Annotated in this window: 9 protein-coding genes; 6 read left to right on the top strand and 3 right to left on the bottom strand. The window is 42.6% G+C overall.

Annotation, left to right across the window (positions count from 1 at the left end; translation table 11 throughout):
* Window positions 1-158: 158 nt before the first annotated feature.
* Both AACT52_RS22910 and dxr read right to left on the bottom strand, forming a co-directional pair.
* Window positions 159-356 carry a hypothetical protein gene (locus AACT52_RS22910; protein ID WP_073627229.1) on the bottom strand — a complete coding sequence of 66 codons (198 nt, stop codon included), beginning with the start codon at window positions 354-356 and terminating at the stop codon, window positions 159-161.
* Window positions 357-965: 609 nt separating this feature from the next.
* Entirely contained in the window at window positions 966-2,162 is a 1,197-nt protein-coding gene (gene dxr, locus AACT52_RS22905) for a 1-deoxy-D-xylulose-5-phosphate reductoisomerase (protein WP_073627227.1), read from the bottom strand.
* Between the two features lie 533 nt (window positions 2,163-2,695).
* On the opposite strand from dxr, the gene AACT52_RS22900 reads away from it, so the two are divergent.
* The 6 genes from AACT52_RS22900 to AACT52_RS22875 all read left to right on the top strand — a co-directional run bounded on the left by AACT52_RS22900 (window position 2,696) and on the right by AACT52_RS22875 (window position 11,578).
* Window positions 2,696-3,979 (top strand): mannosyltransferase family protein, encoded by a 1,284-nt coding sequence (locus AACT52_RS22900; RefSeq protein WP_073627225.1) that lies wholly within the window; start codon window positions 2,696-2,698, stop codon window positions 3,977-3,979.
* Between the two features lie 208 nt (window positions 3,980-4,187).
* Window positions 4,188-5,552 (top strand): DUF2079 domain-containing protein, encoded by a 1,365-nt coding sequence (locus tag AACT52_RS22895; RefSeq protein ID WP_073627428.1) that lies wholly within the window; start codon window positions 4,188-4,190, stop codon window positions 5,550-5,552.
* Between the two features lie 104 nt (window positions 5,553-5,656).
* On the top strand, window positions 5,657-7,015 hold the full coding sequence (locus AACT52_RS22890) for an ArnT family glycosyltransferase (RefSeq protein WP_233153779.1): 1,359 nt from the start codon (window positions 5,657-5,659) through the stop codon (window positions 7,013-7,015).
* Between the two features lie 26 nt (window positions 7,016-7,041).
* Window positions 7,042-8,316 carry a mannosyltransferase family protein gene (locus AACT52_RS22885; RefSeq protein ID WP_083629972.1) on the top strand — a complete coding sequence of 425 codons (1,275 nt, stop codon included), beginning with the start codon at window positions 7,042-7,044 and terminating at the stop codon, window positions 8,314-8,316.
* Window positions 8,317-8,343: 27 nt separating this feature from the next.
* Window positions 8,344-9,759: a DUF2079 domain-containing protein gene (locus AACT52_RS22880; RefSeq protein WP_073627424.1), complete on the top strand. Its 1,416-nt coding sequence runs from the start codon at window positions 8,344-8,346 to the stop codon at window positions 9,757-9,759.
* A gap of 898 nt (window positions 9,760-10,657) precedes the next feature.
* Window positions 10,658-11,578, top strand: coding sequence for a polysaccharide deacetylase family protein (locus AACT52_RS22875; RefSeq protein ID WP_073627221.1), 921 nt, complete (start codon window positions 10,658-10,660; stop codon window positions 11,576-11,578).
* Window positions 11,579-11,723: 145 nt separating this feature from the next.
* Here the strand turns inward: AACT52_RS22875 and AACT52_RS22870 are convergent, their stop codons facing one another.
* On the bottom strand, window positions 11,724-16,442 hold the full coding sequence (locus AACT52_RS22870) for a glutamate synthase-related protein (RefSeq protein ID WP_073627219.1): 4,719 nt from the start codon (window positions 16,440-16,442) through the stop codon (window positions 11,724-11,726).
* Window positions 16,443-16,759 lie beyond the last annotated feature (317 nt).

The following is a 16,759-nucleotide window of genomic DNA, read 5'->3' as shown; positions in this document are numbered from 1 at the left end:
GCATCTTTAAAAAGAGTTGGTATTAGTAGTTAGTGGTATTTTTTGAGGAAGAAAGGATTCTGCAGCTACCCCACTGAAAGCATTGCTGATTTCTGAGTTCTGCGTTCTGAGTTCTTCTTCAAAACTAACTACTAACTACTAACACTAAAAAAATGGTATTACCGAACCCTAACAACTTGGGACAATGTTTGAGGTACAAGTATTATTTGATACCAAATATCTTGAGGACTAATACCAAAAGCAGCATGCAATAAAACAATAGTAACGGCAGCAATAAACGCAGTCTTCATCGTCGTTTTCACGACTTTTAGTAATAAGGTGAAGACAATCCAAGACACAATCACGGTCGCAAACATAGATACACCGCTTCCTTTAGAATAGTCTTACCAATGAAGGTATTGGAGGAGAAAAAATTTAGTGAATGTAACAATTACAGATGTAAACGCTCTTTTACCCAAGTAAAATCAAAATTTTACTTGAGCTTTTTCCTGTAATTGTTCTGCGCTCACTATACAATAAAACAATGAAAAAATTAGTATGCCGTAAAACCTTCTTGAAGAAATAATTAAATAAAATATTTTTGTTGTTTGCTACAGTTTTTTGATACACTCTATATAGAAATTCTTCACTACGAAAAGTATAAATTTTTTCTATTCCTCTATAATTAAAAATCAGAAAATTTAATCTTTATTCAGTTGAAAAAGATACTCGAAAACTGTATCAAGAAATAAGATAAGCAATCTTGTAGCAGGAAGAGATTCGTTCAGAGGGGAAATACTCCTAATCTCTCATTAGGTAGTTCTACTATAGGAATCATGTTTAAGGAGGGTTAGGGAGGATCAAGGCTTATCACCAACCGTATTGGGCTATCAAGTAAAAATTACGCATCAAAATAATTTAGCGTTCAGCTGAGTGCTGAACGCTAAACACAGACGTAGTAAAAACCCACCGTTGCTAGTAGGTTTTTATCGCAAAGATGTTATACGTGAACGAGTTTCTAGCTTTTCAGTTGCTTTTAAAACTTCCTGTCTTGCCCATTGATCTGCTGCCAAAATGTCATCTAAAGAAGGATTTGGATGGTTATCGTTTGCATGGCGATCGCACACCCATTCGATACACCAAGGAATATCTAAAAACCCAATTTTTTCTTCTAAAAACAAAGCGACGGCTTGCTCATTAGCTGCATTTAATACAGCAGGCATCGAACCACCAGATTTACCTGCCGCATAAGCTAATTTCATGCAAGGATACTTCTGATGATCTGGTTCACGGAAAGTTAAACTACCAATTTTGACTAAATCTAAGCGTTCCCAATTGGTGTAGATGCGCTCGGGCCAAGATAAAGCATACAGTAAGGGTAAGCGCATATCAGGCCAACCGAGTTGAGCGAGTACCGAGGTATCTTGCAGTTCAATAAGCGAGTGAATAATACTTTGGGGATGAATGACAATCTCAATATTTTCGTAATCTAACCCAAAGAGAAAGTGAGCTTCAATCACTTCCAACCCCTTATTCATTAAAGTCGCAGAGTCAACAGTAATTTTACGTCCCATTGACCAGTTGGGATGCTTGAGGGCATCAGCAACTGTGACCTCTGCTAACTTTTCTACTGCCCAGTCACGGAAAGCACCGCCGGAAGCAGTCAGTAAAATACGCCGCAAACCTGCATCTGGAACACCTTGTAGGCATTGAAATATGGCAGAATGTTCAGAATCTGCTGGTAGTAATTTTACTTTATGTTTTGCGAGCAAAGGTAAAACTACCGGACCCCCAGCAATTAAGGTTTCCTTGTTCGCCAAGGCGATATCTTTACCAGCTTCAATGGCTGCGATGGTAGGTAGCAACCCAGCACAACCAACGATACCTGTAACCACGGTTTCGGCATCTCCATAGCGGGCAACTTCTATGACTCCCGCCTCGCCAGCCAGTAGAATCGGCTGGGGATCAAGGTCTTTGATTGCTTCTTTCAGTGCTGGCAATTTCTCCTCTGAGCAGATAGCTGCTATGCTTGGTCGAAACTGCCGAATCTGAGAAGCTAACAATTCTACATTGTTTCCAGATGCCAACCCCACAATCCGAAATTGATCGGGGTATTGAGCCACAATGTCTAAAGTCTGAGTACCGATAGAGCCAGTGGAACCAAGAAGAGTTATTGCTTTCACAATTGTTTAAGGATTGACAGACAACATTAATATAAATTGCTTCGGATGCATAAATATGCGGTTTGGTATCTAATTTACTTAATTACCCTGATAGGGAGATAAGGAGATGGGGAGCTAAGGAGATGGGTAGAGGAATTGAGCGATTTTGTCTCAAAATAAAGATATGCAAAGGCGAATACGGTGTAGGGGTATAGGTAAATTTTTGAATTTTGAATTGATTTCCTCTACACCTATTCACCTGTAGGGGCGCAAAGCATTGTGCCCTTGAACCCCTTTGCAAATCAATTTTTCTTGGTAAAAAAAATGTGTATATAAACACTATATATTTAAATATAATTGCTTAGAATCATATCGAAGGCAGCTAAATTATAACTACTGATAGTAAATAGTTGAAACTTTGTCAGCTATGTTTATTTTCAGGTATTTACTTATTTTTGTGAAGGAGTGGTATGTGCGAAATATTACTAATAAAGTACCAGATGACAGCCATAATGACATCGATGCATAGAGGAGTTTGAAAAACACTCAAGCTTATGGCTGAAATTCAAATATTTATCAGAAAAGTCTTATGGAAAAATGACTTTCTTTTCCCTGCAGTAATCTGGCTTGTCAGCCGATTATTGATTTGGGCTGCTATGTTGTTGGTTGATCCACACTTGGGACCACCACCAGAAGGAATTACCCCTGAATTTGGCTGGGGGGTGTTTGATGCATGGGATAGTGTCCATTACCGGGCGATCGCCACATCCGGTTATGAATTTGTCGATGACGGAAAACAACACAATTTGGCATTTTTTCCGCTATTTCCCTTATTGATTTGGGTTTTCATGAAGCTGGGCTTGCCATTTGAAATAGCAGGTACGCTCATAAACAACCTGGCATTTTTTGCAGCGCTTTATTGTATCTACTTTTGGATAGAGGAAAATTACGGTAAAAAAGAGGCACGTTGGACAACAGCTGTGGTGGCTTGGTGTCCATTGTCCATGTTTGGCACGGTCATTTACACTGAGGGGCTATATTTACTATTAAGTACTGCAGCTTTGCGAGCCTTTGATCAAAAGCAATACCGATGGACTATCCTTTGGGGTGCAATGGCAACGGCAACACGTCCCACAGGATTAGCCCTTATACCTGGATTTTTGTTAGCAGCATGGAGACAGCGCAGACCCTTTATTGCCTATGTTGCTGGGTTTGCCACTGTGATGGGAGTGCTTCTGTTTAGCCTGTACTGTGCAATTCAATTTGGCGATGCCTTAGGATTTATCCATGCACAACGCGGATGGCGACCCTCATTAGGGTTTTATTGGCAGGGTTGGTTAGATATGCTGCTGCAAATTACTCTCGGCACATCCTATGAGGAGGATTTTGGGATAAAAAACTACTTACATCCCCTATTTTTTGGCATTGTTGTTGGCTATGGTTATTGTTTATGGCGCTTGGGCAAGCATCTTAGTTTTCCGGTTGTCTGCGGTTTCTATAGTTTAGTCTTGTTTTTGTTAATACTGGCAGATGATTGGTTCATCTATAACTTACTTAACGCGTTTATGGTATTGGGTGGCGGTTATATGTTATGGCATTTACGCACTCAATTAACCCCAGTCAGTGTGATGTATGGCTTGTGCGGCATAAGTTTGCTGCTTGCCTCTGGAGGCACAATTTCCTTAGGTCGTCTGGCTTACGGTATTGTGTCACTGAGTGTAGCTTTTGGTGTTTTTTTGTCTCGCCATCCTCGTCAAGGATACTTAAGTCTTGGCGTGTCTGCTATTCTACTTGCCAGACTGGCTCTTAAATTTGCCCAACAACTTTGGGTTGGGTAAAACTTGAATGCGCTGTCACAAAAAGGACAGAGATTTAAACGCCCCTGTGAATTGGGAAAAATATGCCCGCAAGCCTAAACCGCGACTGGACACACCGCAAGCGAATCAAACGTCAACTAATGATCGATAATACCTGAAGTTATCAGATATCACCGAAATTTAGATAGCCGTGAAAAAATCGACTGTCAATATTGGTACCGTTGGTTGGATGAGTTGCATAAGTGCCCTAATTCTACTCGGGTGCAGTAGTTTACGACATACCCTGTTTCAGTCGGGGGTTCTCGACCTGGGAATTTACGACCAAGTCGTTTACCTGATTAGCCAAGGGATGCCGCCTATTTCCTCTTTTTTGGGCTTTCATCACATGGGTAATCATGCTGCTTGGGCTGTTTATCCATTGGCTTTACTGTACAAAATTCACCCAAGTGCTTACTGGTTGTTAGCTGTGCAAGCAGTATCATTAGCTTTGGGTGCATTGCCGACCTGGCTTCTTGCCCTTCAAGCAGGGCTGAAGGAAAGCCAAGCAATCACAATGGCAGCCGTTTACCTGCTATACCCACTGGTTTTTAATGTCAACCTGTTTGAATTCCACCCAGAAGTGATGGCTGTCCCCGTATTTCTGGGAGTCGTGTTGGCGGCGCGATTAGGTCGGCTGGTTTGGTTTTGCGTAGGTGTGGTCTTTATTTTGGGCTGTAAAGCAGTGTTATCACTGACAGTGGCGGCGATGGGTATCTGGCTGCTGGTGTTTGAACGACGACGTTTCTGCGGTATATTTGCCCTCACTGTCGGTATTAGCTGGTTTTTGATTGCGACTCAAGTGATTATTCCCTATTACAGCAATCATGAGGCAGCAGCAGTCGCACGTTACAGTTACTTAGGTGACTCAGTTTTAGAAGTTGCCAGTAATCTAGCGCTGAAACCAGAGTTAGTGCTGGGGAGAGTCTTTTCACTAGATTCCCTAGAATATTTGGCATTGTTAGTTGCACCTGTTATCTGGGGACTTGCACCAAGGCATCTTACTCCTTTGGTGAGTGCGATTCCTGCCTTGGTTTTGAATATTCTTTCAGACAGACACGCACAACGAGATTTAATCCACCAGTATTCTTTGCCAATACTGCCTTTTTTGATGTTAGCTGTTATTTCTAGTCTCGCTGCGGGTTCGGGATGGCTTCGTTCCAGACGGGCAATTATCCTGTGGGCGTTGGTGGCTTTCATACTGCTTGGAAAATATGGATATTTTTGGTCGCGGTATCTGAGAACCATTGATAATTGGCAAGCAACGCAGGAAGCGATCGCCCAAGTTCACACCACAGATGATGTTTTGACAACCCACAGCATCGCCCCTCATTTATCCCACCGACCAACTATCCACTTTATCGATGATATCAGTGGTCCGCCTTCTAATGTCGCCCAATACGAGTATATACTGCTCAATGTGCGCCACCCAGACGGTAGTCGTAATCCAGAGTTTGCTGCTAACTTAGTCAATCAACTGAAAAAAAACCAATTGTTTCAACTGGGCTACCAGCGTGAGGATGTTTATTTGTTTGTGAAAAAGTCTTTAATAAACTGAGTATGCCCAAAGCAAAAAATTTTCTCGCTCACCTGCTCACCATGTCTTTGTTGGTTGGCTTCTTAGTTGCAATCAGGTTCAAGCCAATCACTCAAACCTTTGAATTGGATTACGATGAAGGTCTGAATTTGATAAAAACCCTTCTTTATTCGCAAGGGTTTTCTCTTTATACCCAAATTTGGAGCGACCAACCACCTCTTTTCACAGTCCTGTTATCACAATGGTTTAGTTTATTTGGGCAGTCAGTCTTTGCTGCACGCTTTCTCAGCGTTCTGTTCTCAGCACTATTGCTATGGTGCTTTTATCAAATTATCCGTCGTAAGCTTGGAATTCTACCAGCACTGGTAGCCACAGTTTTACTATTCAATTCTTGGTTATATATTCGACTGAGCATTTGTGTGATGATTGGTCTTCCATCACTTTCACTCTTCATGCTCTCTATTTATTTTCTCACTCTCTATAAAGAACGTTTTTGCAACTATTTTCTAGTTTTATCTGGGGGCTTACTAGCACTATCATTACAAACAAAACTATTTACTGTATTTCTTATACCTTTGATGCTCTTTTCTCTTTTAGATTTTAGCCTCAAAGCAATTAAGCAAAAAAAACAAAAAGAAAATTGGTTTCATCCTCTTGTTATTTGGCTAGGGACTCTTGGTGTTATATACATAATCATTGGCTTATCATACCAACAATTTTCTAACTCTGACCAACTCTTGCAATCTCACTTGAATCAGCCGCTAGAAAAAACAATGGTCAATTTTAATAATGTGACCTATCTCTATCATATGATGAGTCAAGATTATGAATATATTTTTCTAGCGGTTATTGGCATCTTAGCAATTTTTTTTAAAAAACAAAGAGATGGACTTTTTCCTTTAACCTGGCTTTTAACAGCTATACTCATTTTTCTCAACCATAAACCAATCTGGGATCACCACTACCCCTTGCTGGCGATTCCTATATGCTGGTTGGCTGCTTATGGAGTTGCTTTATTGCTTGATTTGTATTTCAAAAATTTCAAATCACCAAACATCAAAAAAGGCATCTTTCCTAGCTTGGCAGTAGTACTTTTGATTGTCTTAGTGGTTGCAACTCCTGCACATCCAAAAGGAAGACCCCCAAAGAATTTAGAAGTCATGCAGCTTGTCTTAAAATACAAAAGTTCTACCCACTGGGTATTTACAGATCGTCCCATCTACGCCTTTTACGCTGGTTTACGAGTTCCTCCAGAAATTGCAGTAATGTCGTATAAACGACTCAACTCAGGAGATTTGACATCAAAAGAACTACTTGCTGTCTTACAAAAGTATCGTCCTGAGCAAATTGTCCTTGATAGGTGGACTGGACAAATCAAGAGTGATAGTCAACTCACAGCTTATATCAATCAAAATTACTCAAAAACTTATACAGACGAAAAAGCTATAACAGAACATTACATATTATCAGCCCTGAATATGTAGGAACCTAAAAAGAAACACTTGAGCTTATGGCTAAAGGTCTAATATCTGCAAGCAAAGCTTTATCGACAAAAACTCTCCTGTTCCCAGCAGCAATGTGGCTTGCTAGCCGACTCCTGATCTGGATTGCAATGTTGTTGATTGCGCCTATGCTACCAGCACCATCAGGAGGGATTGCTGCCACATTTGGTTGGGAGGCGTTTCATGCATGGGATAGTGAAAATTACCGCACAATTGCTACGGCAGGATATGAATTTGTTAACGATGGCAAGTCACACACCCTTGCCTTCTTTCCCTTATTTCCCTTAATCATCCGAGTTTTGATGAACTTAGGTTTGCCGTTTGAAGTGGCTGGGACGTTAATCAACAATCTGGCTTTTTTCGCGGCGCTTTACTTTTTATACTTTTGGGTTAAGGAACAATATGGTGAAAGTGCGGCACAGTGGACAACTGCTGTGGTCGCTTGGTGTCCATTGTCGATATTTGCAGCGGTAATTTACACTGAGGGGCTATATCTATTTTTGAGTACGGCAGCTTTGCGAGCTTTTGATAAACAGCAGTATGGCTGGACTGCCTTTTGGGGAGCAATAGCCACAGCAACACGTCCGACAGGAATAGCACTCATCGGGGCGTTTGCGATCGCAGCTTGGAAACAACGCAGACCCCCTATTGCGTACCTTGCATCTTTTGCCACTGCTGGTGGGATACTTCTTTTCAGCATATACTGTGCGATTCAATTTGGCGACCCTTTGGGATTTATCCACGCACAACGCGGATGGCGACCAACGCTTGGTTTTGATTGGCAAGGTTGGTGGAAAATGATCATGCAAGTGAGTATCGGGACATTCAATTGGAAGCATGGCGGGATCTTTGATCCCCTGCATCCCCTATTATTTACGATGATTATTGCCATTGGTTACTGTTTATGGTACTTCCGTAAACGGTTAGGTTCACAGAAAGTGGATTATGGGTTTGCTGCTTTATTCTTGCTCTTGTGGATACTAGCAGGCGATCCGTTGATTAACACTGTCGCTGTTTTTGGTAGTGCTTACCTGTTGTGGAAATTACGCACTCAATTGACTCCAGTCACTGTTATCTATGGCTTGTGTGGTATAGGTTTGTTGCTAGCGTCTGGAAGTACTATCTCTTTGAGTCGTCTCGTGTACGGTATTGTGTCTCCAAGTGTAGCTCTCGGTATATTATTTTATCGGTATCCTCGTTGGGGTTACCTGACGCTGTTGTTTTTTACCATTTTACTTGCAAGCTTCTCTATTCGATTTGCCCAAGAACTTTGGGTAGGGTAGATGGAGAGTAGAGGACAAGGTGATGGGATGATGAAGAAACTGATTTCGCGTAATCCTGTCATTTGGATGATTGGCGTCAGTGCGTTTATTTTATTTGGCTGTAGCAGTTTAAGACATGAGCTATTTCAATCAAATGCTTATGACTTAGGAATTTTTGATCAGGCAATTTACTTAATCAGCCAAGGGCAATCACCTATTTCGTCTTTCCTTGGTTTCCATATTCTTGGTGATCATGCCGCTTGGATTTTTTATGTTTTAGCCTTATTTTACAAAATACACCCCAGTGTTTACTGGTTGTTTGCAGTGCAAGCAGCTTCTTTGGCTTTAGGTGCTTTGCCTACGTGGTATCTAGCACGTTATGCTGGTTTGACGGTGCAGCAATCTATAGCAGTCGCAGCAGTGTACCTGCTGTATCCACTGGTGTATAATATCAATCTGTTTGATTTCCACCCAGAAGTCATAGCTGTGCCAGCACTGTTAGGGGCGGTTTTAGCAGCTAGACTGGATCGCATTGGCTGGTTTTGTTTAACTATCGTCGTGGCGCTGGGATGTAAAGCTGTATTGTCTCTGACAGTTGCAGCAATGGGAGTCTGGCTACTGGTGTTTGAAAAGAAGCGACGATACGGTGCGATCGCTCTAATAAGTGGTATAGCTTGGTTTGCGATCGCAACCAAAATCGTCATCCCCTTGTTTGGTAGCCAAGCGGCGTCAGTGGAACGTCATATTGGTCGATATGCTTATTTGGGAAACTCTTTTTTAGAGATCGCTCAAAATTTACTGCTTAAACCAGGACTTGTGTTGGGACAAGTTTTTTCACTTGATAACCTGGAATATTTACTGCTTTTATTAGCACCTGTGATTTGGGGGCTTTCACTGCAAGGGATACAGCCTTTAGTTGGTGCTCTTCCCACTTTAGGGATCAATCTTCTCTCTGACTTCCCAACGCAAAAAAACTTGATACACCAATATTCCCTACCAGCAGTCCCATTTCTTGTGCTAGCTGTCATTTCCACCCTAGCAGCGCGTCGGGGATGGTTACGCAGCAAACGACAAATTATATTGTGGTCCTTAGTAGCTTTCATGGCTTTAGCCAAATACGGCTACTTCTGGTCTATATACGTAGATTCACTGGATACTTGGCAAGCGACACGGCAAGCAGTTGCCCTCGTTCAAACAAAAAGACCTGTTTTGACAACTGCCGAAATTGCCCCGCATCTTACCCACAGACCAGTGGTCAAATTAACAAGTGTCTACTCACCACCACATAATTTAGCAGAGTTTGATTATATACTGTTGGATGTAACTCATCCTGGCTGGCAAAGCAATCGAGAGTTTGCAAGTAACTTAGTCAATCAACTCAAGAATACTCAATTGTTTCAACTGCGTTACCAACGAGATGGGGTACATCTGTTTGTGAAAAAAGTTTTTCCCAATGGTGTATAACTCAAGCAAGTAGGAATACTTCAAAATTAACTAGTACTATCCTCAAACCAAATGTGGTACTGAGGGAAATCTTACTTAGCTTTATTTCAAGTTAACTTTATAGTATCTTTAAAATAGCAATTTTTCTTCGGATATAAATTTTATTTATTACTAGACAAACTTACAGACTTTCAAAAAATAATATGCTTTAATGAATACACCTTCTTGATTTCATAATGAAATATAATTAATTCATATATTTTTAATCTTTTCCGTGTATGTACTGAAAACATACATTCGGGATTGGAATAAGAATAAAGTAATAACCGTAAAGAAATTTGTGGTTAAGCCTTTAAGACGAAAGCCAGTAAATCATTCAAAATAACTCATAACTTCCATAGCTGTAATCTCAGCATCTGAAAAAATGTTACATAAATATCGGCTTAATTATACTGAGGAAGCCATTCTTCTCGGTAAACTCTGCGTTTAAGAAAAAGTTACTTTTGACAATCAGAAACTCTATTAAGCTTGTTACCGTCTACTACTCAGTAAAGGGCTAAGGGTAACAAACACTCAGTTAAAGATTTAACATTTTTTTTTCAAGCATAAATAACTTTTAGCAGTAGAATATACAATGTCATCTATGCAACTCATACTTCAAATTCAACAACTTAAAACATTGTTTATGCCTAGATTTATCATATTTATAACTATTACTAGATATGTTAGTTTAAAGCTAGATAGCCTTGGTTTCATTTAAACCTGTATCATTTATCAGCTTAATTCTTATATTTCTGTTAATCTGTCTTTAAATCTTCAGGATTACGAGAAACCACCTAGGTAATTAATATCTAGAGAAAATGTGCTGAAGCGCACTGTTAGGCACATCACTCATGATTCCACCTTAAGGAGCTTTGACGTGGAAACGAATAAGTCGTATGTTTGGTCGCATGGAATACTGATTGCCCTAGTTGCCTTTTGTGCTAGTTTAAGCGTTGGTTTGGTCATGCCTGTAAACCCAAATGCTTCAAAAGCTCAGACAAAACAAGCTACAAATGTCAAGGATACAGCAGCCAAAGTAGGAACTCAACAGCGCATTGAAAAATTTAAGGCGGCGATGCTGACAAGTTGGCAGCAAGAAGCCAATGTAAAGGGGCTGTCCAATGCTGTACCATCGCGCTTTCAAGGTGCAGTTATCGCGAATGCAAAACTGACCAAAGGGGAAAAAGTTATTGCACTCACCTTCGATGATGGTCCTTGGGCTGAGTCTACCGGACAAATACTAGATATTCTGAAAAAAAATAATATAAAGGCTACATTCTTCGTTGTCGGACAGATGCTGAAGACTTATCCAGAATTAGGGAAGCGAATTGCCCTTGAAGGTCATGTCCTTGGCAACCATACTTGGCATCATTGGTATCACTACTTTAATCCACAAGCAGCTGCCTTTGAAATTGACAGTACATCAAACCTTATTTATGAAACTACAGGTGTTAAAACAACTCTGTTCCGTCCACCTGGGGGGATCATGCACAATGGCGTGGCTGAGTACGCTAGAAACAAAAACTACGCGATTGTCCTGTGGTCTGCTGACTCGGTAGACTACAGTCGTCCCGCTGTGCCAAAGTTAATCCGTAACGTGACTAAACAGTCAAAACCTGGTGGTATCGTTCTCATGCATGATGGAGGCGGCAATCGTTCCCACACGGTTGAGGCTTTACCACAAATCATCAACTACTTTAGAAAGCAAGGCTATCGTTTTGTCACTGTACCAGAACTCTTACAAATAGAAGACCAAGAACTACACTTGGCGGCAGCTAAGAAGAGCAAGAACCAATAGTTATTAGTTATTAATAGTTAATTATTATAATATAATATCGAGACTATTGATATAGCAATCCTAAATCATTCTTGAACAAGAAAATTCCCGACTTCTTTAAGAAGCCGGGAATCTGTTTATAGGTAGGGACTTACGCCTCCATTTGTTAATAACTAACAAGCTGTTTTTCTTCCACAGCTTGAGGATTGGCTTCTGGACTATTAGCTTCAGAAGGCGGAACCAATTGCCAGAACTTGGGCAAGAATTCCTGCCAATTTTCTAGAATCATCTTCGCCTTTTGTGAATCGGTGCGTTCAGCATGAGCTTTAATTAACTCTTGCAGTTGCTTCTCACCAGATGAGGTTATGACTCGTTGGAGTTTGACAATTTCCCGGTTGACTAACTCAGGGAACATACCGTCTTCATCCAAGAAGTAGGCAAGCCCACCAGTCATCCCGGCGGCTACGTTACGTCCGACTTTTCCAAGGACGACAATGATACCACCAGTCATGTACTCACAGCAGTGATCCCCTGCTCCCTCAATCACTGCCGTACCCTTGGAGTTACGTACAGCAAAACGTTCTCCAGCTAAGCCTTGAGCAAACAAAACGCCACCAGTAGCACCGTAGAGGCAGGTATTGCCAATAATCACGTTTTGTGCAGGGTTATAAGTGGCATTTGTAGGCGGTTTGATGATGATTTCACCACCGTGCATACCTTTGCCTACGTAGTCATTTGCTTCTCCTTCCAAGGTGAGAAACATACCAGGAAGGTTGAAAGCACCAAAGCTTTGCCCAACGCTTCCTTGGAAGTTGAGGTTAATTTGTCCTTCAAAACTATTGTCGCCATATTGGGATGCGATCGCCCCTGCTAAACGTGTGCCAATAGTTCTGTCGGTGTTGACAACTGCTACTGTTTTGCTCACAGAAGACTGGTTGCGAATGGCAGCTTGAATGTCGGGATCGGCAAGCAATTGGTCATCCAAAACCACGCCGTTGCTATGAACTTCTTCATGCACCAACCAAGTGCGGTTTTCTTTTGTATCCGGTAGCTGTACCAAACAGTCTAAGTTGAGCGCTTGCGTTTTTGTGATATGTGAGTCTTCTCGAACCTTCAACAAATCGGCACGTCCAACGACTTCTGACAAAGAACGGTAGCCAAGCCTTGCTAAAAGACTACGAACTTCTTCAGCTATGAAGTAGAAGAAGTTAACAACGTGTTCTGGCATTCCGGTAAACCGCTTGCGCAGTTCTTCTTTCTGGGAAGCGACACCTACAGGGCAATTATTGGTGTGGCAGATCCGCGCCATTATACAACCTTCGGCAATCATGGCAATCGAACCGAAGCCAAATTCTTCTGCGCCCATCAATGCGCCCATCAAGACATCCCAACCACTCTTTAAGCCACCATCTACGCGCAAAATTACGCGATCGCGCAGGCTATTTTCCATCAACACGCGATGCACTTCTGTCAATCCAAGTTCCCACGGAGAACCAGCGTGCTTAATTGAACTTAATGGTGAGGCTCCTGTACCGCCGTCGTGACCAGAAACCTGGATGATATCAGCGTTAGCTTTCGCGACACCAGCGGCGATCGTACCGATACCAATTTCTGCGACCAACTTCACTGACACCTGTGCTTTCGGGTTAATTTGGTGCAGGTCAAAAATGAGCTGTGCTAGGTCTTCAATCGAATAAATATCGTGGTGTGGTGGTGGTGAAATCAGTGTCACTCCGGGTTTAGAACGCCGCAACATCGCAATGTAGGGGCTAACTTTTGGTCCTGGGAGCTGTCCACCTTCTCCTGGTTTTGCACCTTGGGCGATTTTAATTTCAATTTGTTTGGCGCTCATCAGGTACTCTGGCGTCACACCAAAGCGTCCTGATGCGACTTGTTTAATCGCACTCGAAGCAGTGTCACCGTTCCGCAATCCTTTCAAGTGCGGTAGGGTTGGCGAATGACGTGTTTCGTCTACGTCATCCAGGACTTTGTATCGTACTGGATCTTCACCACCTTCTCCAGAGTTGGATCTACCACCAAGACGGTTCATCGCGATCGCCAAAGTTTCGTGGGCTTCTCGTGATAATGCTCCCAGCGACATTCCACCTGTACAGAAGCGCTTGACAATCTCACTCACTGACTCAACTTCTTCAATAGAAATAGGTGAGCGATCGCTCTGGAAATCTAGCAAGTCACGCAATGCTGTTAACGGTCTATTTTCCAGGTGCTTCTTATAAACTTCGTAGTGGTCGTACTTCTGCCCATCCACTGCTTTATGCAGCGCTTTTGCAAGTTCTGGGCTGTTCATGTGGTACTCACCATTCGGACGGTAGTTGACAAACCCAAGGTTTTGTAGCTTCTTGGTTGTCAGGTCTGGGAAAGCCTTACTATGGATCGCCAGCACCTCTTGAGCGAGTTCGCCTACGCTAAGACCACCTATGCGGGAAGTTGTGCCATAGAATCCCAGTTCTAATAAATCCTGACCAATACCAATTGCCTCAAAGATTTGCGCTGCTTGGTAGCTGGAGAGCAAGGAAATCCCCATCTTGGAGAGAATTTTGAGCAAACCATCTTCTACTGCCTTACGATAGTTGACAAAAGCTTGCTCCAAGCTAATGGCAGTGATTTTACCCCGTTCCATAAACTGTTGAGTTTTCGGGTCGAACCACCAATCACGTATGGTATCCAAAGCCATGTAAGGGCAAACAGCACCTGCACCGTAGCCAATGAGACACCCAAAGTGATGAGTACTCCAGCACTGAGCGGTTTCAACTACCAAAGATGTTTTCATCCGCAGTCCTTCGCGGATCAAGTGATGGTGTACTGCACCCACCGCCAACAGAGGAGGGATATAGCTGTACTCAGTATCAATACCATGATCTACGCGATCGCTCAGAATCAGTATTTTAGCTCCAGCCTTCACCGATTCAGCGGCTTGTGCTTGCAAAGACTGAACTGCTGCTTTCAATCCTTCTGGACCTGAGGCTATTTCAAATAGAGTTGATAACTGTGCTGTGGCAAATCCCGACAGCTTGATAGCTTCCAATTCTGCCTCATCGATCACTGGTGAATCTAGCTTCAGTCTCTTGGCATATTCTGGCTTGGGATCGAGTAAGTTACCCCGCTCACCCAATTCTACTTTCAAGGACATCACCAGACTTTCTCTCAAGGGGTCAATCGGTGGATTCGTCACCTGCGCAAAGCGCTGTTTGAAATAGTCATAAAGCAAGTGCGGTTTCTCTGACAGCACTGCTAAAGGAATATCATCCCCCATGCAGAAAGTCGGCTCTTTGCCTTCCATTGCCATTGGCTGAATCACCATTTCCACATCTTCTGTGGTATATCCAAAGCCAATTTGCTGTCGCAGCAAGGCTTGTCTGTCAATTTCCTTGGTGGAATGTCCGTTTTGGTTAGTGCTGCCATGTCCATTCTCTTTGACACCATTACCATTAACGACGGCTGACTGACCACTCACGAGTTGCTTGAGTTCTTGGCGGTACTGGCGCAACCATTCCCCATAAGGTTGCTGTTTGGCAATGCGCTGTTTAATCTCCCAATTCTTCAGCACTTCTTGGCTTTCTAAATCCACAGCAATCATTTGCCCTGGTCCGAGTCTGCCTTTTTCCAGGATGTTGGCTTCGTCTATGTTCACCACTCCTGCTTCAGAAGCCACAATAATGTAGTCATCCTTGGTAATGCAGTAACGAGCAGGTCTTAAGCCATTACGGTCTAGTGTTGCCCCAACTTTGCGTCCATCGCCGAACACCAACAATGCTGGTCCATCCCAGGCTTCTTGTAAACCGCTGTAGTATTCGTAGAAATCAATTATCTCCGGGGAATTACGCAATTCTGGTTGATTTTGGTAAGCCTCTGGAACCATAATCATTAACGCTTCCAGCGGGCTGCGTCCAGAACGCACCAGCAACTCCAACACATTGTCTAAGGTGGCTGAGTCGCTGTTGTCAATGTAAACAAACGGTTTTAATTCATCAATGCGAGATTTCCAAATTGGATGATGCAAACTGGCTTCTCGTGCCATCATCCAGTTGATGTTACCTAATAGGGTGTTGATTTCACCGTTGTGACCCAAAAGCCGCATTGGTTGAGCTAAAGGCCATTTGGGCATGGTATTGGTACTAAACCGCCGATGGTATACAGCAAAGGCGCTCTTGTATGCCGGATTTTTTAAATCCTCATAGAAGTCTCCCAAGACAGCTGAACGCACCATGCCTTTGTAAACAATTGTGCGGCTGGACAGCGAGCAGATGTAAAAGTCTTCAGACCAGTTGCAGTTGAGGAAATTGCGGAGCGCTTGACCAATTCGGCGGCGGGTAATATACAGATGCCGTTCTAGTTCATCGCCGCTTTTCTCTTCGGACGCTACAAAAATTTGTTCAATTTGGGGTTGATTTTCTCTTGCTTGTACCCCGAGTAATTTAGGCTGCACTGGCACTACTCGCCAACCCAGTACAGTCAATTTTTCCGACTCTGCTACTTGCTCAACTGTTGCACGAGCCTTTTGCGCTGCTTCGGGATCTTGTGGTAAAAATATCATCCCCACAGCAGTGTTTTCGCTCTTAGGAAGTTGTCTCCCGCGCCCAGCAAAATCCTCTTGGAACAACGTCCAAGGTATCGCGGTCAATATTCCCGCCCCATCACCAGAGTCTTGATCTGCACTACAACCGCCCCGGTGTTCCAAGCAGGTCAAAGCAGCCAAAGCTTTTTCTACTATTTCATGGCTAGCATAGTTTTGGCGATGGGCAATAAAACCCACACCACATGCATCTCGTTCTTCTACGAGCCATCTTTGTCCTGGATAGATAGACCCTAAGGAAGTATCTGATGATGTCATTTGCTGTTCTTGATTGATCCGTTTTTTATTCATAGACTATCCCTGACGTATTGGTTACGATTTTTGCTACTTCTTGTTAGGAAAATTTTGCTAAATCAGGAGATACAAAAATATGGAGAAATACAGAATAACTGAAAATAAGGGAAAAAAAAATTTCACTTCGGGTTTAATTTTTGCTTTACCCGTGTTAATATGGTCTCGTTATTTTTAGTGTTTACACTGAGTTAAGGAAATTACTTTTACTCCGACCGTTGTTTATCTATAATTCGAGTCGGTATCCATTTCCTCAATTCTCTGTTCTTGAACATCGCTACTTTCCAGGTCTACCGTTTCGCGGCTTACCTGAAAAA

The sequence above is a fragment of the Scytonema sp. HK-05 genome, assembly GCF_963872035.1.
Classification (GTDB): domain Bacteria; phylum Cyanobacteriota; class Cyanobacteriia; order Cyanobacteriales; family Nostocaceae; genus Kalymmatonema.
Note: the sequence above shows the minus strand (reverse complement) of the source record. Positions and strands in the feature narration are given on the sequence as shown.